This window comes from Aromatoleum sp. (assembly GCF_035254505.1).
Lineage (GTDB): Bacteria > Pseudomonadota > Gammaproteobacteria > Burkholderiales > Rhodocyclaceae > Aromatoleum.
The window spans coordinates 58,908-77,415 of record NZ_DATFAO010000079.1; the positions used below are offsets into that span (position 1 = coordinate 58,908).

Sequence of the window (18,508 nt, forward strand, 5' to 3'; positions counted from 1 at the left end):
TGACACAAATCCGTACATTCATGCAAAAATAGCTCCGTCAAGGGCACACCCGTCGAAAGACGGGGCCGCAAAGCCACCGGGTTAAATCCTCCTGCGAGGACAGACCAGCGGGGCTGCCGATTGGTGAGTCGATCTGCTCGCGTATTCTCGTGCAAGGCACTCTTGGCGTTTGATGCAACACCAAGAGGTCAGGAATGCACAGTCCGAAGTTGATCGCGCTCCTCGTTACGGGAGCCCTCTCCGCGCCCGTAACGGCACAATCCTTTCTCCCGCAGGCATTCCCCCTACCCGCGCAGGCGGCTTCGGCCGGCCACTTCAACCTCGCGATCACGCACGACACCTCAGTCGGACTGGAATGGGCCCGTGTCCCCAAAAACTGGTCCGGTCCCGCCGCCGTTTCCGGGACGCCGATCAGCTTTGACAGCGGGCGGCCGCGCAGCGTGGGCGCATGGGTAAGTCGCCAGGCCAGTGAAAACTGGATCGTCGGCGCCCAGTACTCGGTTCCCCTCGCCCAGACCGTGATGGTGAGCGGCGTGACCCCGACTATCGACGTCGTTCGCAACGGATCCTTCACATTCGGCGTGATCGGCCACAACGCGCTCGTGGAAAACGATCGTCTGGCGATCACGATTTCCCGCCCCATTCCCGGCGCCGCCAGTACCGGCGCGCTCTCCGACGGCCTGACGCCGGTGGTCGCTGACACCGTCTCGCTGCGCTTCGGCCTCGACTACGGCATCCCGCTCTCGCGCACTTCCAGCATCACCTGGGTGCTGGACCTCAACCACCGTTCGCCCCACCTTCCCACCGAAACCGACTCGCGCGCCGCCGCCATCCTGCGCCTCCGCTTCTGAGAATGCCTCCGGTGCAATAGGCGCGCTGAACGGAATTTATTCGCGCTCCTGCGAGCGGGAAACCGCGGCCGTCGCTATCATGGCGGCCACTTCCGGCCACTCGGCGTCCCGATGCATCCCCCGGCAATTCTCCTCCTCGGCCCCACCGCAAGCGGCAAGACCGCCTCGTCGCTCGCGCTCGCCCAGACCCTGCCGATCGAAATCATCAGCGTCGACTCCGCCCTCGTCTATCGTGACATGGACATCGGCACCGCGAAGCCGAGCGCCGACGAACGCGCGCAGTGTCCGCACCACCTGATCGACGTCGTCTCGCCCGAGGAGAACTATTCCGCCGCACGTTTCCGCGCCGATGCGCTGGCCCTGATGCACGACATCACGGGACGCGGACGCATCCCGGTCCTCGCCGGCGGCACGATGCTCTACTTCAAAGCCCTGCGCGACGGCCTGTCGAATCTCCCGTCGGCCGACGCCGAGTTGCGCCAACAGATTGACGCCGAAGCCGCCGAGCGCGGCTGGCCGGCGCTACATGCCGAGCTCGCGCGGCTCGACCCCGACGCCGCTGCGCGCCTCAAGCCCAACGACGGCCATCGCATCCAGCGCGCGCTCGAAATCGTCCGCCTCACCGGCCGTCCGGTCGCCGAGAGTTATGCGCAACGCGAAGACGACAACGTCCCCTTCCGCCTGCTCACGATCGCACTGGTGCCCTCGGACCGCGCGGTCCTGCATCGGCGCATTGAAGACCGCTTCGCCCAGATGCTCGAAGCCGGCCTGATCGCCGAAGTCCAGGGCTTGCGCGCCCGTTACGCCCTGGACCCGGCCATGCCGTCGATGCGCTGCGTCGGCTATCGTCAGGTGTGGGACTACCTCGACGGACGCGACGACTACGACACGATGAAATTCAAAGGGATCGCCGCGACGCGCCAGCTCGCGAAACGCCAGCTCACCTGGCAGCGGCAGTTCCGTGACACCTGGCAGGACTTGCAGGAGATCGATTGCCTGCAGCCCGACCTCGCCGCGGCAGTGGGCCAAACAGCGCAGGCCTGGCTGGAAGGCTGAGTCCTCCGGGCCCGCTTATCCCGAAGTTCAGGCCGAAGCGCGAATCGGCGCCGTGCGGGGCCGATTCTCCGGCTGAGCCGCGTTGGCAAGATAGAGCTGCACGGCCTGATTGCCGGCAGTCGTCGCCTCGTCGGGCTGGCGCGACGGCGTTCTCGGAGCGGCGGGGTCTGCGGGTGATGCATCGGACGCGCGTTCGGCACGAACCGCAAGCCCGGGAGGCAGCGGCGGCGTGTTGCCGTTCGCGCCAGCCCGCACTTCGTCGGCACGCTCGCTACGCCGGGGCGCATCGACGGGAGGCGCCGTTTCCGTGGCTGCAGCGGCACCTGCCGCACCACCGGCCTCAAGCTGCTGCGCCGCGCGGGCCTGAGCGCTGATCGTGACACTCAGATCCGCCTGCTCGGCCTCGGGTGCGCGCCCCTGCGGAGGGCGCTCCGGACGTTGCGGCGGCTGGGTCCGCTGTAGTTGCGAGAGATCCGCCGAAGTCAGACTGTTCGAGATTTCCATGATCTTCTCCCGCCCTCACCCGCACCATGATGCGCCACGGCCAGTATAGAACTTCGGGCCGGCCGAAGCACCAGGACGGTGCCCAGCCTGAGGCTGCCCGTAGCCTTTCACTCAGGCGATCAGCCGACCGTCGTCTGCGCAACGCCTTCCGCGCGCGCCTCGATGCGGCCCAGGCGATACACCGTCTCGCCCGCGGCTTCGAGATTCGACACCGCCACATCCGCCTGCTCCGCCGACACGATCACGACCATGCCCACGCCGCAGTTGAACACGCGGTACATCTCCTGATCGTCGACGTTGCCTTCCTGCTTCAGCCACTGGAAGAGCGGCGGCAGCGTCCACGACGCGGCGTCGATCTTCGCAGTCAGGTTCTCGGCGAGGATGCGCGGCACGTTCTCCGTCAGACCGCCGCCGGTAATGTGCGCCATGCCCTTCACGATGCCCGGAATCGCGCGCATCAGCCCCAGCATCGACTTCACGTACAGGCGCGTCGGCTCGAGCACGACGTCGCGGAAGGGACGGCCATGGAAATCCGCATCCAGGTCCGGCTTCGCGCGTTCGATGATCTTGCGGATCAGCGAGTAGCCGTTCGAATGCGCGCCGCTCGACGCAAGGCCCAGCACCACGTCGCCGGGAACGATCCTCGAACCGTCGATGATCTCCGACTTCTCGACCGCACCGACCGCGAAGCCCGCGAGGTCGTACTCGCCGTCCGGGTACATGCCCGGCATCTCGGCCGTCTCGCCGCCGATCAGCGCGCAGCCCGACAGCTCGCAACCCCGGGCGATGCCGCCGACGACATCCGCCGCGGTGTCGACATCGAGCTTGCCGCAGGCGAAGTAATCGAGGAAGAACAGCGGCTCGGCACCCTGCACGAGGATGTCGTTCACGCTCATCGCGACCAGATCCTGGCCGACCGTGTCGTGCTTGTTCAACTGGAACGCCAGCTTCAGCTTGGTGCCGACGCCATCGGTGCCGGACACCAGCACCGGCTCGCGGTACTTCTTCGACAGCTCGAACAGCGCGCCGAAGCCGCCGATGCCGCCCAGCACTTCCGGGCGCATGGTGCGTTTCGCGAGCGGCTTGATACGGTCGACGAGGGCGTCGCCGGCATCGATATCGACACCGGCATCACGGTAGGAAAGCGAAGATTTGGGGGAGCTCAAGATCGTTCCTCAGGCTTGCGGAATGCGCGTTCTGGCCGACCCGGCGGGCAGCGGAACTTGAGGCCGCAACGCCAAGTGGCTACATTTACGGGTTTCGCGGGCTGATTTTCACCCGCGCCAAGTCCGCGATTTTACTCGAAATGAACCCATCCCGCGCCGACCGTCTGCAAACCGCCGCCTGGGCCGGCGTGGCGCTCGCGCTGATCGGGCTCTTCTACCTGCTCGCACCGATCCTCGCCCCCTTTGCGATCGCCGCCGTGTTCGCCTACATCTTCGATCCGGCCGTGAACTGGATGGCCCGCCGGCGCGTCCCGCGCGCTGCCGCGGTGCTGCTCGTGATCCTCGGTGGCGGGCTCGCCCTGCTGCTCCTGCTCGTGATCCTCGGCCCGCTGATCTATCGCGAGGCGATCGCGCTCGTGCGGCGCCTGCCGGACCTGATCGAGCTCATCAACCAGCGCGTCGCGCCGCTGCTGATGTCCCGTTTCGGCGTCGACCTGCAGATCGACGCGGCCTCCGCGCGCAGCTGGGTCGCCGAGAACTGGGCCAGCGCACAGGACTTCATCCCCATCGTCCTCGGGCAGCTGCGCGCGAGCGGCAGCGCGCTGATCGGCCTCGTCGCGAGCCTGTTCCTGATCCCCGTCGTGATGTTCTACCTGCTGCAGGACTGGCCACGCATGCTCGCCGGCCTGCAGGACATCATCCCGCGGCCCGCACTCGAACCAACGACGCGCATCCTCACCCAAATCGACTCCGTGCTCTCCGAGTTCCTGCGCGGACAGCTCTCGGTGATGCTGCTGCTCGCCGTCTATTACAGCATCGGCCTGTGGCTCGCCGGACTCGACTTCGCGCTGCCCGTGGGCGTCATCACCGGCCTCTTCGTCTTCATCCCCTATGTCGGCTTCGGCGGCGGCCTGCTGCTCGCGATCATCTCCGCGCTGCTGCAAGCCGAAGGCTGGCCGCCCCTGATCGGCGTCGCCGTCGTCTTCGGCCTCGGCCAACTGATCGAAAGCTTCGTGCTCACCCCCTACCTCGTCGGCGAACGCATCGGCCTGCATCCGCTGGCCGTGATCTTCGCCCTGATGGCCTTCGGCCAGCTCTTCGGATTCGTCGGCATCCTCATCGCCCTGCCCGCCAGCGCCGCGATCCTCGTCGGCCTGCGCGAAGTGCGCAAAGCCTGGCTCGCGAGCCGGCTCTACCTCGGTGACGCCACCCCGGACACCCCGCCGCAATGAAACAACTCGTACTCGACATCCGCCCCGACGCGCCCCCGACGCTCGACAACTTCGTCGTCGGCGCCAACCAGGAGCTGATGGCCGCCCTTCGCGACCCGCAAGCCCTTCCCGGCCACCTCTATCTTTGGGGCCCCGGCGGCTGCGGACGCAGCCACCTGCTGCGCGCCGCTGTCGACGCCGCCCTCAAGACCGGCCGGCCCGCCGCCTACGTCGACGCGACAAGCGTCATCGACGAATTCCCCCAGACCGCCGGACTGCTGCTCGCCGTCGACGACATCCAGGCCCTCGCCCCCGAAGCACAGATCGGCCTTTTCAACGCCTTCAACCGCTCCCGCACACTCGGCCAGAAACTGCTGCTCGCGGGCGACGCCCCCCCGCTCGCGCTCGCGCTGCGCGAAGACCTGCGCACCCGCGTCGGCCAGTGCCTCGTCTTTGAGGTCCGTCCGCTCGACGACGAATCCCGCGCAGCCATCCTCGCGACCCTCGCCGCGCGCCGCGGCCTGCGTCTCGCCGACGAGGTTATCGACTTCCTGATGCGCCACGGCCGCCGCGACCTTCCAACGCTGCTCGCGGTCCTCGACGCGCTCGACACCGCCTCGCTCGAACGCAAGCGCGCCGTCACGCTGCCGCTGCTGCGTGAAATGATGCAATCCGGGCTCGAAATCTGATCGCCTCTCCCCCTACGGAATACAAGGAAACACTCGTGGATCTCGTCCTCTTCGACCTCGACAACACCCTGCTCGCCGGCGACTCCGATTTCGCCTGGGCCCAGTTCCTCATCGCCAAGGGCGTACTCGACCGCGAAGTGCAGGAAGTGAAGAACATCCAGTTCTACGAGCAATACAGGGCCGGCACGCTCGACATCTTCGAATTCCTCGACTTCCAGCTCGCCCCCCTCGCCCGCCATCCGCGCGAGGAACTCGACGCCTGGCACCGTGAATTCATGCAGAGCTCGATCGCGCCGATGATCACCGACAAGGCCCGCGCCCTCGTGCACGAACACACCGAACGCGACGCCCTGATCGCCGTCGTCACGGCCACGAACAGCTTCGTCACCGGCCCCATCGTGCGCGAATTCGGCATCCCCCACCTCGTCGCGACCATCCCCGCACAGGAAAACGGCGCCTTCACCGGCAAGCCCCGTGGCGTGCCTGCCTTCAAGGCCGGCAAGATCGAACGCGTCGACAACTGGCTCGAATCGCTCGGCCTCTACCTCGGCAGCTTCGAGCGCAGCTGGTTCTACAGCGACTCGCACAACGACCTGCCGCTGATGTCGCGCGTCACGGATCCGGTCGCTGTCGACCCGGACGACACCCTCCGGGCACACGCGGTCGCGGCCGCCTGGCCCGTGATCTCGTTGCGCTAACCGGCTCATCGGTTATGATTACCAGCTTATGTTGACCGAACACCCCTCCTGCCAATGATCCGCAAGCTGCTGCGCAAGGTCTTTCGCCGCGCTGCCACGCCCATCAACACCGAACCTGCGTTGATTCCCGCCACCCAGCACGGCATCCGCCGCGAACAACTATCGTCCGCCGCCCGCAAGGTCTGCATGACGCTGCAAGAGCACGGCCACAAGGCTTTCGTGGTCGGCGGCGCGGTGCGCGACCTCCTGATCGGCCATCCGCCGAAGGACTACGACGTCGCGACCAGCGCCACGCCCGAGGAAGTGCGTGCGCTGTTCCGCCGCTCGCGCATCATCGGCCGCCGCTTCAAGATCGTGCACGTGATGAGCGGCCCCGAAACGATCGAGGTCTCGACCTTCCGCGCCAACCAGGCTGCCGAAGACGCGGTGACCGACGAGCACGGCCGCGTGCTGCACGACAACGTCTATGGCTCGCAGGCCGAGGACGCGACACGCCGCGACTTCACCGTCAACGCGCTGTACTACGATCCGGGCAACGAACAGATCATCGACTACCATCACGGCGTCGCCGACCTGCAGCAGAAGACGCTGCGCATGATCGGCGACCCGCGCACGCGCTACCGCGAAGACCCGGTGCGCATGCTGCGTGCGGTCCGTCTGGGCGCCAAGCTCGGACTCACGCTCGACCCGGCGGCGAGCCATCCGATCCGCGAAATGGCGGTGCTGCTCGAAAACGTCCCCGCCGCCCGCCTCTTCGACGAAATGCTGAAGCTGTTGTTCTCGGGCTACGCGGTACGCTGCCTGAAGCAACTGCGCGAAGAAGGCCTGCACCACGGCCTGCTGCCACTGCTGGACGTCATCCTCGAACAGCCGCTCGGCGAGCGCTTCGTCTGGCTGTCGCTCGAAAACACTGACGACCGCGTGCGCGCCGACAAGTCCGTCTCGCCCGGCTTCCTCTTCGCGACCCTGCTGTGGCACGAAGTGCTCGCCAACTGGGAAGCGCGCCGCAAGAACGGCGAGCACAACCAGCCCGCGCTCTTCTCCGCGATGGATGAAGTCCTCGACCGGCAGGCCGGCAAGCTCGCGATCACCAAGCGCATCGTCGGCGACATCAAGGAGATCTGGGCCCTGCAGCCGCGCTTCGAAAAGTGCTCCGGCAAGGCTCCGTTCCGCCTTATCGAGCAGCCGCGCTACCGCGCCGCGTGGGATTTCCTGCGCCTGCGCGCGCAGTCGGGCGAAATCGATTCGGCGCTGCCCGAATGGTGGGACCGCTTCGCACACGCGGGGCACGATGCCCGCGAGCAACTCCTCGCCGACGTACCGAACGTCGGCGCGGAAACCCCCGAACGCAAACGTCGCCGTCGCCGTCGCAAGCCCGCCGAAGCCGCCACAGCCACCGAAGCATCATGAGCAACACCCCCAGCCATCCGGCGCCCGCCAAGGCGCCGGTCCGCGCCCATATCGCCTTGGGCGCGAATCTCGGCGACCCCGTTGCCGCGCTCGAAACGGCCTTCGCGGCCCTCGGCAGCCTACCCGACACGCGCCTCGTCGCCCGTTCCAGCGTGTACCGCACCGCTCCCGTCGGCGTGGCCGGACAGCCCGACTACTTCAACGCCGTCGCCGCGATCGACACCGAGCTGCCCGCCACGGTGCTCCTCGACGCCCTACTCGAACTCGAGCGCCGCCAGGGCCGCACGCGCGAATACCACCTCGCGCCGCGCACCCTCGACCTCGACCTGCTGCTCTACGGCGACGAATGCATCGACGAACCGGACCTCGTCGTGCCGCACCCGCGCATGCACCTGCGCGCCTTCACGCTCGTGCCGCTCGCCGAAATCGCCCCGGACCTGGTCATCCCTGGCCGCGGCCCCATCGCCGATCTGTTGCCCACCGTCGCAGACCAGGCCATCGAACGCCTCGCGCCCGCAGCCTGAACGTTTCATCCCGTCATGATCGCCTGGTTCCAGACCTTCCCCACGTGGGTGCAGACCGCCATCCTGCTCACCGCCTCCAACGTCTTCATGACCTTCGCGTGGTACGGCCACCTGCGCAGCCTGCAAGGCAAGGCCTGGTTCGTCGCCGCGGCGGTAAGTTGGGGAATCGCCCTGTTCGAATATCTGCTGCAGGTGCCGGCAAATCGCATCGGCGCCACCGAGCTCAGCCTCGCTCAGCTCAAGATCATGCAGGAAGTGATCACGCTACTGGTCTTCGTTCCGTTCGTCGTGCTGTACATGAAACAGCCGATGAAGCTTGACTTCCTTTGGGCGGCCTTGTGTATGCTTGGGGCCGTCTATTTCATTTTTCGTAATCAAGGCTGATCCCAGGCATGCTCGACAAGGCTCGTTACATCGTCGTCGAAGGGCCCATCGGCGCGGGCAAAACCTCGCTCACGCGTCGGCTCGCGGAACGACTCGACGGTCAGCCGCTGCTCGAGCAGCCGGAACTGAACCCCTTTCTCGCCCAGTTTTACCAGGACCCGGAGCGCTGGGCACTGCCGACGCAGATGCACTTCCTGTTCCAGCGCATCGACCAGCTCGCGAAGCTAGCGGAAGCCTTCGAAAAGCATCAGCGCGTCGTGTCCGACTTCGTGCTGGACAAGGACCCGCTCTTCGCCAGCCTCAACTTGGCGAACCATGAACTAGCGCTGTACCAGCGGGTCTTCGAGAGCGTCGCGCCGGTCTCGACGCCCAAGCCCGACCTCGTGATCTATCTGCAGGCGAAGCCCGAGACGCTGATCGAACGCGTGCGCCGCCGCGGCATGGAGGCCGAGCGGCGCATCACCGAGCAATACCTCGAGCGCGTCGCCGACCGGTACGCCCGATTCTTCTACCAGTACGACGCGGCGCCGCTCTTCATCGTCGACGCGGAAGTCCTCAACCCCGTCGACCACGACGACGATTTCGAGCTGCTCCTCGAGCGCCTGCGCAACATGCGCAGCTACCGCGAGTTCTTCGCCTACGCCGGCTGAGAGTCTCTCCCGAGCGCGGATCAGGCCGGCATCCGGCCCGATTGCGAAATACTCGCGCCCTTCCTTGGAGTCCCCCATGAGCTACCTTCAGGACGATAAACCCGTCACCCTGTTCGAACTGGGCAAGATGCGCGCCGAAGGCCGCAAGATCGCCATGCTGACCTGCTACGACGCGAGCTTCGCAGCCCTGCTCGATCGCAATGGCGTCGACATCGCGCTGGTCGGCGACTCGCTCGGCAATGTGCTCCAGGGACAGAAATCGACCCTGCCGGTCACGCTCGAACACATGGTCTACCACACGGAATGCGTCGCGCGCGGTAGCAACCGGGTGTTCGTCATCGCCGACCTGCCCTTCGGCAGCTACCAGGAAAGCCCCACTCAGGCCCTGCGCACCGCCTCGCGCCTGATGGCCGCCGGCGCGCAGATGGTCAAGCTCGAAGGCGGCGCCTTCATGGCCGAGACCATCCATTTCCTCGTCGAGCGCGGCATTCCCGTCTGTGCCCACATCGGCCTCACGCCCCAATCCGTGCACCAGCTTGGCGGCTACCGCGTCCAGGGCCGCAGCGAGGAAGGTGCAGCGCGCCTGAAGGCCGACGCCCTCGCACTCGAACAGGCCGGAGCCGGCCTGCTGGTGCTGGAAATGGTCCCGGCGGCCGTCGCCCGCGACATCACCGCGAGCCTCACCTCGATGGCCACGATCGGCATCGGCGCCGGCGCCGACTGCGACGGCCAGGTGCTCGTCCTGCACGACATGATCGGCGTCTATCCCGGCAAGAAGGCCCGCTTCGTCAAGAATTTCATGATTGGCGCCGCCAGCATCGACGAGGCCGTGGCAAGCTACGTGAGCGCCGTCAAGGACGGCAGCTTCCCCGCCGCCGAACACTGCTACTGAATCTACCGAGCCCGTCCCATAGAGACCTCGACTCATGCAGATCCATCACACTATCGAAAGCCTCCGCGCCGCCCGCGCCTCCGCCGGAAAAGTCGCCCTGGTCCCGACCATGGGCAACCTGCACGAAGGCCACATCACATTGATGCGCCAGGCTGGTGAGCGCGCCGACTGCGTCATCGCCAGCATCTTCGTCAATCGCCTGCAATTCGGCCCGCGCGAGGATTTCGACAGCTATCCGCGCACGCTCGCCGCCGACTGCGAAAAGCTCGAAGCCGCCGGTGTCGCGCACCTCTTCGCCCCTAACGAGACCGTCATGTACCCGGAGCCGCAGAGCTATCACGTCGATCCGGCACCGGCGCAGATCAGCATCCTCGAAGGCGAATTCCGTCCGGGTCATTTCCGCGGCGTCGCGACGGTGGTGCTGAAGCTCCTGAACATCGTCCAGCCTGACATCGCACTCTTCGGCAAGAAGGACTACCAGCAGCTGATGGTCCTGAGCAACATGGTGCGCCAGCTCGGCATTCCGGCCGAAGTGCTGCCCGGCGAAACCGTTCGTGCCGCCGACGGCCTCGCACTGTCTTCGCGCAACGGCTACCTGTCGGCCGAGGAGCGCAGCGAGGCCCCGCGCCTGCACCAGCAGCTCACGCGCATCGCAGACGCCGTACGCGGCGGGGACCACGACTTCCTGAAGCTCGAAACCGACGCGATGGCGGAACTCGCTGAGCACGGATGGCAACCGGACTACATCGCCGTCCGCCGCCGCGCCGACCTCCAGCCCCCTGTCCATTGCGACGACCCGCTGGTCGTGCTCGGCGCAGCCAAACTCGGGCAGACCCGGCTCATCGACAACCTCGAGATCTGACGCGCACGCTGGCCTTCGTCGTGACATTCGGCGCTTGCATCGGCGCCGACTTCGTTTCAAGCTATGCCAACAGCCTCTCGGCGGGCGGGAGGATGCGGCAGCGAACAACAAGATCAGACGGGGGTTACCAGCAATGATGCTTTCCACTACTGTTACAGTGCGGCAGATCCTCGAGCAGAAAGGCACCGCGGCGCACGCGGTCGCGCCGACCGTCAGCGTGCTCGATGCATTGACTCTCATGGCCAGGCAGGACATCGGCTCGGTACTGGTCACCGAGAACGAGCGGCTGGTCGGGATCTTCACGGAGCGCGACTACGCGCGCAAGCTCGCACTCAAGGGCCTGACCTCGCGCGACGCGACGGTCGGGGATCTGATGACGCCGAATGTGTGCACTGTCACGCCGTCGCACACCATCGACGCAGTCATGAACATCATGACCGAGAACCGCTTCCGCCACCTGCCAGTCGTTGAGCACGGGCGCATCGCCGGCATCGTGACGATCGGCGACGTCGTGAAGGCGGTCATGGACCAGCAAGAAAAGACGATCAACCACCTGTCGAGCTACATCGCAGGCGACCTCACGACCTGAAAACGGGCGTCGCGGGCTGGAGCGGGCGCAAGACCCGCTCCGCGGCCCTTCAGTCGGACAACGCCTTGTTGACGATCTCGGCGACATCCGGCGACAGACCGGAGACGTCACGAATCCGCTCCAGCTGCGCGCGGATCAGCGTCTGCAGGGACGGCGTATAACGCCGCCAGTTCTCCAGCGCCCGGGCCGTCCGTGCTGCGACCTGCGGGTTGCTCCGATCGAGCGCGATCACCTGATCGGCCCAGAACACGTAGCCGCTGCCGTCCAGCGCGTGAAATTCGGCCGGATTCGCACGGAAGAAGCTACCCAGCAAGGCATAGACCTTGTTCGGGTTGGTCAGGCTGAAGGCGGGGTCGCCCATCAGGGCTTTGACGCGCTCCAGCACTGGCGGCGTCACGCCATCCCATCGCCACGCCCCGGCCTGCAGCGCAAACCACTTGTCGAGCACGAGCGCGTCGTCGCGGAAACGAGCGTGGAAGTCCGCGAGCGCAGCGTCGCGCGCGGCGCCGCCGTCATTCATCAGCGCAGCCAGCGCTCCGAAGCCCTCGGTCATGTTGCCGAAACGTGCAAATTGCGCGCGAGCCAGCCCGAAGCCCTCCTCGCTTCCCGCCGCGACGAGATACTTCAGCGCGAGGTTGCACAGCGCGCGACGGCCGGCATCGGCAGGCTGATAGCGGTAAGGGCCGCTCACCTGCAGCGCGCGGTACAAGGACAGCCAGTCAGCCGAAAGGCGCTGGCCGATCGTCCGGGTCAGATGGATCAGCGCTTCACGCAGCGGGCCGGGATCGGCCACCGCCATCCGCTCCAGGAGATACCCCTCGGACGGCAGCGCCGCCGCCTGCGCGCGGAAAGCCGGATCCAGTGCGCCATCGGTCACCATCGTGCGGAACGCGGCGACGAAGGCTTCAGGCGCTTGCGGCGTCCTGCCAGCCGTGACGTCTGCAGTCAGACTGAGAATCACGCGCTCGGCGAAGCGCTGCGCCGCATCCCAGCGATTGAAAGCATCCGAGTCGTGCGCCATGCGGAAGGCGAGGCGCGCATCATCTTCACCCAGTTCGAGGATGACCGGAGCAGAGAAGCCGCGCAGCAGCGACGGCACAGGCTCGGATTTCACGTCGACGAACACGAAAGTCTGCTCGGCCGCGTTCAGCTGCAGCACGCGCGTCGTGCCGGAAGCATGCTGCTCGCCTTCGAGCCGCAGCGTCAGATCCTCGCCGTCGGCGCCGATCAGTCCGACCGCGACCGGGATCACCAGCGGCAGCTTTTCCGGCTGTCCCGGCGTCGCAGGCGTCTGTTGTCCCAGCGTCAGCCGGTAGCTGCGGGTCGTCGCGTCGTAGCTGCCTGAAGCACGCAGCCGCGGCGTGCCGGCCTGGCTATACCAGCGCATGAACTGGTCGAGATCCACGCCATTGGCTTCGGCCATGCAATCGACGAAGTCGTCGCACGTCACCGCCTGTCCGTCGTGGTAGCTGAAGTACAGATCCATGCCGTTGCGGAAACCCTCCGCACCCAGCAGCGTGTGCAGCATACGGATGACTTCCGCGCCCTTCTCGTACACCGTCGCGGTGTAGAAGTTGTTGATCTCGTGATAGCTCTCGGGGCGGATCGGATGCGCCATCGGTCCCGCATCCTCCGGGAACTGCGCCGCCCGCAGCACGTGCACATCGTCGATGCGCTTGACCGCCCGGGCAGACGCCGCCCCTTCCGCGCCTGCGGCCTGCGCCAGCATGTCGGCCGAGAACTGCTGGTCGCGGAAGACGGTCAGCCCTTCCTTCAGCGTCAGCTGGAACCAGTCGCGGCAGGTCACGCGATTGCCGGTCCAGTTGTGGAAATACTCGTGCGCGACGACGCTCTCGATGTTCTCGTAATCGACGTCGTTCGCGGTCTCGGGCTTCGCAAGCACATACTTGGCGTTGAAGATGTTGAGGCCCTTGTTCTCCATCGCGCCCATGTTGAAATCGCTCACCGCGACGATCATGAAGCGGTCGAGGTCGAGCTCGAGCCCGAACACCTCCTCGTCCCAGCGCATCGAATGCACCAGAGAGTCCATCGCATGGCCCGTGCGGTCGAGATTACCGTCCTCGACCCACACCTGCAGCAGCACTTCGCGCCCCGACGCCGTCGTCACGCGCCGCTCCAGGGCCACGAGCTTCGCCGCGACGAGCGCAAACAGATAGGAAGGCTTCGGGAAGGGGTCTTCCCATTTCGCGTAGTGCCGCCCGCCGTCGAGCTTGCCCTCTTCGATCAGGTTACCGTTCGACAGCAGCACCGGATGGCGCTCGACGTCGCCCTCGAGCGTGACGGTGAAGCGCGCCATCGCATCGGGCCGATCGGGGAAGTAGGTGATGCGGCGGAAGCCTTCGGCCTCGCACTGCGTGAAGAAGCCGCCGCGCGACACGTAGAGGCCGGACAGCGTGGTATTGGCACGCGGGTTGATCCGCGTGACGACGCCGATCTCGGCCGTATCGCCGGCAAGCGTCAGCTCGATCCAGCCTTCGCCCCGCGCGAGTTGGCCCTCGGCGGGCGCGACGCCATCCACCGTTAGTCCCAGCAGGTCGAGTTCTTCGCCGAGCAGGCGCAGCGGTCCGGCCGGAACCTGCCGGTTGCGCGCGCAGCGCAGCCGGGTCGTGACGACGGTCGCCTCTTCGTCGAGGGCGAAATGCAATTCGACGTGATCGACGCGCCACGGGAGGGGGCGGTAATCGGAACGCTGGATGCTCGGTGCTTGGTCGGTTTTCATCGTGATTCTCCGGCCGGCAGGCCGCGTCAGGACAACAATACGATTCGGGTACCCGCAAGACGATCATGCAGGAACTGGTGGTCCCGGTCGATCAGGGCCCATGCAAGCCCGAAGCCCAGGCACAGCACAGACGGCCATGCGAGTGTGTAGCGCAGCCAGGCAACCGGCAGGCTGGGCGCACGGCCGTCGGCCGTCACCAGGCGCAGTCGCCACGTCTGCATCGCAAGCGTCTGTCCGCGGCGACACCAATACCACAGAAAATAGGCGCCGAGCACCACGTAGAGATGCACCCACTCCACCCAACCGGCCGGCGTGACGTGGAAGAAAATACCCAGCAGCAGGTAAGGCACCATGAAGGTCAGACCCAGCACACCAAGCAGCAGCAAAGCCTCGTACAACAGGCTTGCAAGGCGGCGCCGCAGGCCGGCAAGTTCCACCTGCGCGGGATGACTGGCAATCGACTCGGAAGATGGGCTGGAAGGATTCGGTCTTTCTTTCTTTTTATTCATTCCGGGTTACCGCGCACGGGCGGCTGCTGGATGATGCGCGGTGCGCGGGGTCCCGGCTTGAGCTGACGCTCCTCCGGGGGAATGCTCTGGTAACGCTGCCACTGCTCCTGCAAGGACTCGCGCCGATCGGGCGGAATGCTGCGGAGCGTCCGGTACTGGTCGCGTGCGCGGTCCCGCTGCTCGGGCCTGAGCTTGGCCCAGTCCCGCATGCGTGCGCGGATTCGAGCCTGCTCTTCCGGCGTCAGCCGCGGGTAGCGATCGGCGATGCCGATCCACTGCTGCCGCTGCACGTCGTCGAGATCATTCCAGTCGTCGGAGAGCGGCGCAAGTACATCCTTCTGGCTGGGAGACAAGGCGTGCCATCGCGGCGCCCCGATCGCGGTCACCGCCGCGTCGACGGGCATCGCAAGCCACAGGGCCGCAATCAGGACCGCGAATCGTCCTGCAGCCATGCCTTGAAGTCCTTGTCGAGATAAGCGTCGATGGGCAGGTCGTCGATCAGCAGCGCCATGTCCACGTCCTGCAGGCTCGCCACGCGCGACCACGTCACGTAGTAATCGCCGGCGAAGATCACCGCGAGGAGCAGCACCGCGACCGCGGCCGGGCGCGCCACCGGCGGAATCAGCCCGCGCACGAGCGCAGGCATCGCGAGCCGTGCAAGCAGGCCGGGACGCGGACGATAGGCCGCCAGCGCCTGTTCGCGCGCAAGGCGCAGACGCTCCGAAATATGGTCGTCCACATCGCGCGCGCCTGCCGACAGGTGCGCAGCCATGCGCCGCGCAAGCCTTTCCTCGTTGAAATCCTGCGTTTTCATAGCACAATTCCTTTGGCCCTGAGGGCCGCTGCCAGCGTCTGCGTTGCGCGCGAGCAATGCGTCTTGACGCTCCCCTCCGAACAGCCCATCGCAGCCGCGGTCTCGGCGATATCCATCTCTTCCCAGTAACGCATGAGGAAGGCTTCGCGTTGACGATTGGGCAGGCGTGCAATCTCGCGCTCGATCGCCTCGAGCACTCGCGCCTGCTCGTACTGCCGATGCGGCGTATCCGGCTGATCGCCTTCCGGAATCCCCGCGATCGTGTCGAGCGGATCGTTGTCCGCATCCTCCTCGCCGTCACCCACGAAAGATGACAGCAGGGTCGTCCACGTGTTGCGCACCTTCTGGCGACGCAGCGCGTCATAGATGACGTTCTGCAGAATGCGCTGGAACAGCATCGGGTATTCTTGGGCAGGCCGGTCGCCGTAGCTCACCGACAACTTGAGCATCGCGTCCTGCACCGCATCCAGGGCCGCGTCTTCGTTTCGCAGGGCGTATACCGCCTGCTTGAACGCACGCTTTTCGATTCCTTGGAGGAATGCGGAGAGTTCTGCCCGGAAAGCCAGCTGGAAGTCCTTGTGAAGACCGGTCTACCGCCGCTTGTTGCGTCGCCGCAGCAGCCTTGACCAATTACCGTGTGCCCGGTAACGTTCTCTGTTTGGAACGTGATAATAGCGAGTTTGCGATGGTGCTGACTGGTGCGGAAATTGTAATCAGGTGTCTGCAGGAAGAAAAGGTCGAGTACGTTTTCGGCTACCCGGGCGGCGCGGTACTGTATATTTATGACGCGCTGTTCAATCAGGACAAGGTGCGCCACGTCCTGGTACGTCACGAACAGGCCGCCGTGCATGCCGCCGACGGTTTCGCGCGCAGCACCGAGCAGGTCGGCGTCGCGCTCGTCACCTCTGGCCCCGGCGCGACCAACGCCGTCACCGGTATCGCCACCGCCTATTGCGATTCGATCCCGCTGGTCATCATCAGCGGCCAGGTCCCGACCGCCGCGATCGGCCAAGACGCGTTCCAGGAAGTCGACACCGTCGGCATCACCCGCCCCTGCGTGAAGCACAACTTCCTCGTGAAGGACGTGCGCGACATCGCCAGCACCATCAAGAAGGCCTTCTACCTCGCGAAGAGCGGCCGCCCCGGCCCCGTGCTGGTCGACATCCCCAAGGATGTCAGCATGCACAAGTGCGAATTCGAGTATCCGAAGGAAATCTCGATGCGCTCCTACAACCCGGTGGTCAAGGGCCATCAGGGTCAGATCCGCAAGGCCGTGCAGCTGCTGCTCGAAGCCAAGCGCCCGATGATCTACACCGGCGGCGGCGTCGTACTCGCCAATGCGGCCGAACAGCTCACCAAGCTCACGCGTCTGCTCGGCTTCCCGATCACCAACACGCTGATGGGCCTCGGCGGCTACCCGGCGAGCGACAAGCAGTACCTCGGCATGCCCGGCATGCACGGCACCTACGAAGCCAACATGGCGATGCACTACAGCGACGTGCTGCTCGCCGTGGGCGCGCGCTTCGACGACCGAGTGATCGGCAACCCGGCGAACTTCGCCGAAGAACCGCGCAAGATCATCCATGTCGACATCGACCCCTCGTCGATCTCGAAGCGCGTCAAGGTCGACGTGCCGATCGTCGGCGACCTGAAGGAAGTGCTCGAAGAGATGATCCGCCAGCTCGAGGCCGGCGCCGCCCGCCCGAACCCGGACGTGGTTGGCGCTTGGTGGAAGCAGGTCGATGAGTGGCGTGGCCGCGACTGCATGAAGTACAAGAACTCGAGCGAGATCATCAAGCCACAGTTCGTCATCCAGAAGCTGTGGGAAGTTACCGGCGGGGACGCCATCGTCACCTCAGACGTCGGCCAGCACCAGATGTGGGCCTCGCAGTACTACCGCTTCGACAAGCCGCGCCGTTGGCTCAACTCGGGCGGTCTCGGCACGATGGGCGTCGGCTTGCCCTACGCGATGGGCGCGCAACTCGCCAACCCGGGCGCTCAGGTTGCCTGCGTGACTGGCGAGGCGTCAATCCAGATGAACATCCAGGAACTGTCGACCTGCAAGCAGTTCCGCCTGCCGATCAAGATCTGCAACCTGAACAACCGCTACCTCGGCATGGTCCGCCAGTGGCAGCAGCTCTTCCACGGTGAACGCTATTCCGAGTCCTACATGGATTCGCTGCCCGATTTTGCCAAACTCGCGGAGGCCTATGGCCACGTGGGATTGCGCATCGACCGTCCGTCGGATGTCGAGGGCGCGCTGCGTGAAGCCTTCGCGCGCAAGAACGACCTCGTCTTCCTCGACTTCCAGATCGACCAGACCGAAAACGTGTATCCCATGGTTCAGGGCGGCAAGGGCCTCACCGAGATGATCCTGTCCTCCGAAGACCTGTAAGAATCGAGACCAGAGAACAATCAATGAGACACGTCATCTCCCTGCTGATCGAGAACGAATCGGGCGCCCTGTCGCGCGTGTCGGGCCTCTTCTCGGCTCGCGGCTACAACATTGAATCGCTGACCGTGGCGCCGACCGAAGACGCCTCGATGTCGCGAATGACCATCGTCACCACCGGCTCGGACGACATCATCGAGCAGATCACCAAGCAGCTCAACAAGCTGGTCGAGGTGGTCAAGGTGGTCGACATTTCTGAGGCCGCGCATATCGAGCGCGAGCTGATGCTCGTCAAGGTCCGCGCAACCGGCAAGGACCGCGAAGAGATGAAACGCATGTCGGAGATCTTCCGCGCGCGGATTATCGACGTCACCGAGGCGTCCTATGTCGTCGAGCTGACCGGCAACCAGTCGAAGCTCGACGCCTTCATCAGCGCCATCGACCCGGCGTTGATCCTGGAAACCGTGCGCTCCGGCGTCTGCGGCGTTGGCCGCGGCGACCGCATCCTGAAGCTCTGAGCCCGGCACCAGCATTTTGTGACCGACGCCGCCGCCAGTATGATGGCGG

21 protein-coding genes and 1 riboswitch are annotated in these 18,508 nt (G+C 65.7%); of the genes, 14 read left to right on the forward strand and 7 right to left on the reverse strand.

Features of this window, described 5'->3' with window-relative positions; translation table 11 throughout:
* Positions 1 to 32: 32 nt before the first annotated feature.
* Positions 33 to 121, forward strand: a riboswitch (cyclic di-GMP riboswitch).
* Between the two features lie 73 nt (positions 122 to 194).
* Positions 195 to 851 (forward strand): hypothetical protein, encoded by a 657-nt coding sequence (locus tag VJ673_RS16070; RefSeq protein ID WP_324127153.1) that lies wholly within the window; start codon positions 195 to 197, stop codon positions 849 to 851.
* A 111-nt stretch (positions 852 to 962) separates the two neighbouring features.
* On the forward strand, positions 963 to 1,907 hold the full coding sequence (miaA, locus tag VJ673_RS16075; RefSeq protein WP_324127154.1) for a tRNA (adenosine(37)-N6)-dimethylallyltransferase MiaA: 945 nt from the start codon (positions 963 to 965) through the stop codon (positions 1,905 to 1,907).
* Positions 1,908 to 1,934: 27 nt separating this feature from the next.
* Here the strand turns inward: miaA and VJ673_RS16080 are convergent, their stop codons facing one another.
* Together VJ673_RS16080 and purM are read right to left on the reverse strand one after the other, a co-directional pair.
* Entirely contained in the window at positions 1,935 to 2,411 is a 477-nt protein-coding gene (locus VJ673_RS16080) for a hypothetical protein (protein WP_324127155.1), read from the reverse strand.
* Positions 2,412 to 2,530: 119 nt separating this feature from the next.
* On the reverse strand, positions 2,531 to 3,577 hold the full coding sequence (gene purM, locus VJ673_RS16085) for a phosphoribosylformylglycinamidine cyclo-ligase (RefSeq protein ID WP_324127156.1): 1,047 nt from the start codon (positions 3,575 to 3,577) through the stop codon (positions 2,531 to 2,533).
* Between the two features lie 140 nt (positions 3,578 to 3,717).
* On the opposite strand from purM, the gene VJ673_RS16090 reads away from it, so the two are divergent.
* The 10 genes from VJ673_RS16090 to VJ673_RS16135 all read left to right on the forward strand — a co-directional run bounded on the left by VJ673_RS16090 (position 3,718) and on the right by VJ673_RS16135 (position 11,486).
* Entirely contained in the window at positions 3,718 to 4,809 is a 1,092-nt protein-coding gene (locus VJ673_RS16090) for an AI-2E family transporter (protein WP_324127157.1), read from the forward strand.
* A complete protein-coding gene (hda, locus tag VJ673_RS16095) occupies positions 4,806 to 5,477 on the forward strand; it encodes a DnaA regulatory inactivator Hda (protein WP_324127158.1) in 672 nt (223 codons plus the stop codon). Before VJ673_RS16090 ends, hda begins: the two co-directional genes overlap by 4 nt.
* Before the next feature lie 35 nt (positions 5,478 to 5,512).
* Positions 5,513 to 6,175, forward strand: coding sequence for a histidinol-phosphatase (locus tag VJ673_RS16100; protein WP_324127159.1), 663 nt, complete (start codon positions 5,513 to 5,515; stop codon positions 6,173 to 6,175).
* Between the two features lie 54 nt (positions 6,176 to 6,229).
* Complete coding sequence (gene pcnB, locus VJ673_RS16105; RefSeq protein WP_324127160.1) at positions 6,230 to 7,585, forward strand: polynucleotide adenylyltransferase PcnB; 1,356 nt, start codon at positions 6,230 to 6,232, stop codon at positions 7,583 to 7,585.
* Positions 7,582 to 8,109 carry a 2-amino-4-hydroxy-6-hydroxymethyldihydropteridine diphosphokinase gene (gene folK, locus VJ673_RS16110; RefSeq protein WP_324127162.1) on the forward strand — a complete coding sequence of 176 codons (528 nt, stop codon included), beginning with the start codon at positions 7,582 to 7,584 and terminating at the stop codon, positions 8,107 to 8,109. The genes pcnB and folK overlap by 4 nt, the downstream gene beginning before the upstream one ends.
* 15 nt (positions 8,110 to 8,124) lie before the next feature.
* Entirely contained in the window at positions 8,125 to 8,493 is a 369-nt protein-coding gene (locus tag VJ673_RS16115) for a DMT family protein (RefSeq protein WP_324127163.1), read from the forward strand.
* 8 nt (positions 8,494 to 8,501) lie between these two features.
* Positions 8,502 to 9,143 (forward strand): deoxynucleoside kinase, encoded by a 642-nt coding sequence (locus VJ673_RS16120; RefSeq protein ID WP_324127164.1) that lies wholly within the window; start codon positions 8,502 to 8,504, stop codon positions 9,141 to 9,143.
* 76 nt (positions 9,144 to 9,219) lie between these two features.
* Positions 9,220 to 10,035, forward strand: coding sequence for a 3-methyl-2-oxobutanoate hydroxymethyltransferase (gene panB / locus VJ673_RS16125; protein ID WP_324127165.1), 816 nt, complete (start codon positions 9,220 to 9,222; stop codon positions 10,033 to 10,035).
* A gap of 34 nt (positions 10,036 to 10,069) precedes the next feature.
* Entirely contained in the window at positions 10,070 to 10,897 is an 828-nt protein-coding gene (gene panC / locus VJ673_RS16130; RefSeq protein WP_324127166.1) for a pantoate--beta-alanine ligase, read from the forward strand.
* A gap of 133 nt (positions 10,898 to 11,030) precedes the next feature.
* Positions 11,031 to 11,486 carry a CBS domain-containing protein gene (locus VJ673_RS16135; RefSeq protein WP_324127167.1) on the forward strand — a complete coding sequence of 152 codons (456 nt, stop codon included), beginning with the start codon at positions 11,031 to 11,033 and terminating at the stop codon, positions 11,484 to 11,486.
* 49 nt (positions 11,487 to 11,535) lie between these two features.
* Here the strand turns inward: VJ673_RS16135 and pepN are convergent, their stop codons facing one another.
* Genes pepN through VJ673_RS16160 form a run of 5 tightly spaced genes read right to left on the reverse strand, consistent with a single transcriptional unit; the run spans position 11,536 to position 16,115 of the window.
* Positions 11,536 to 14,226 (reverse strand): aminopeptidase N, encoded by a 2,691-nt coding sequence (gene pepN, locus VJ673_RS16140; protein WP_324127168.1) that lies wholly within the window; start codon positions 14,224 to 14,226, stop codon positions 11,536 to 11,538.
* Positions 14,227 to 14,252: 26 nt separating this feature from the next.
* Positions 14,253 to 14,735 carry an RDD family protein gene (locus tag VJ673_RS16145; protein WP_324127169.1) on the reverse strand — a complete coding sequence of 161 codons (483 nt, stop codon included), beginning with the start codon at positions 14,733 to 14,735 and terminating at the stop codon, positions 14,253 to 14,255.
* Positions 14,732 to 15,187, reverse strand: a complete 456-nt coding sequence (locus VJ673_RS16150) for a DUF3106 domain-containing protein (protein WP_324127170.1) — start codon at positions 15,185 to 15,187, stop codon at positions 14,732 to 14,734. Before VJ673_RS16150 ends, VJ673_RS16145 begins: the two co-directional genes overlap by 4 nt.
* Positions 15,160 to 15,549: a DUF3619 family protein gene (locus VJ673_RS16155; protein WP_324127171.1), complete on the reverse strand. Its 390-nt coding sequence runs from the start codon at positions 15,547 to 15,549 to the stop codon at positions 15,160 to 15,162. Before VJ673_RS16155 ends, VJ673_RS16150 begins: the two co-directional genes overlap by 28 nt.
* Positions 15,546 to 16,115 carry an RNA polymerase sigma factor gene (locus VJ673_RS16160; RefSeq protein WP_324127192.1) on the reverse strand — a complete coding sequence of 190 codons (570 nt, stop codon included), beginning with the start codon at positions 16,113 to 16,115 and terminating at the stop codon, positions 15,546 to 15,548. The genes VJ673_RS16155 and VJ673_RS16160 overlap by 4 nt, the downstream gene beginning before the upstream one ends.
* 119 nt (positions 16,116 to 16,234) lie before the next feature.
* On the opposite strand from VJ673_RS16160, the gene VJ673_RS16165 reads away from it, so the two are divergent.
* Positions 16,235 to 17,944 carry an acetolactate synthase 3 catalytic subunit gene (locus VJ673_RS16165; protein ID WP_324127172.1) on the forward strand — a complete coding sequence of 570 codons (1,710 nt, stop codon included), beginning with the start codon at positions 16,235 to 16,237 and terminating at the stop codon, positions 17,942 to 17,944.
* 23 nt (positions 17,945 to 17,967) lie between these two features.
* Entirely contained in the window at positions 17,968 to 18,459 is a 492-nt protein-coding gene (gene ilvN / locus VJ673_RS16170; protein WP_324127173.1) for an acetolactate synthase small subunit, read from the forward strand.
* Positions 18,460 to 18,508 lie beyond the last annotated feature (49 nt).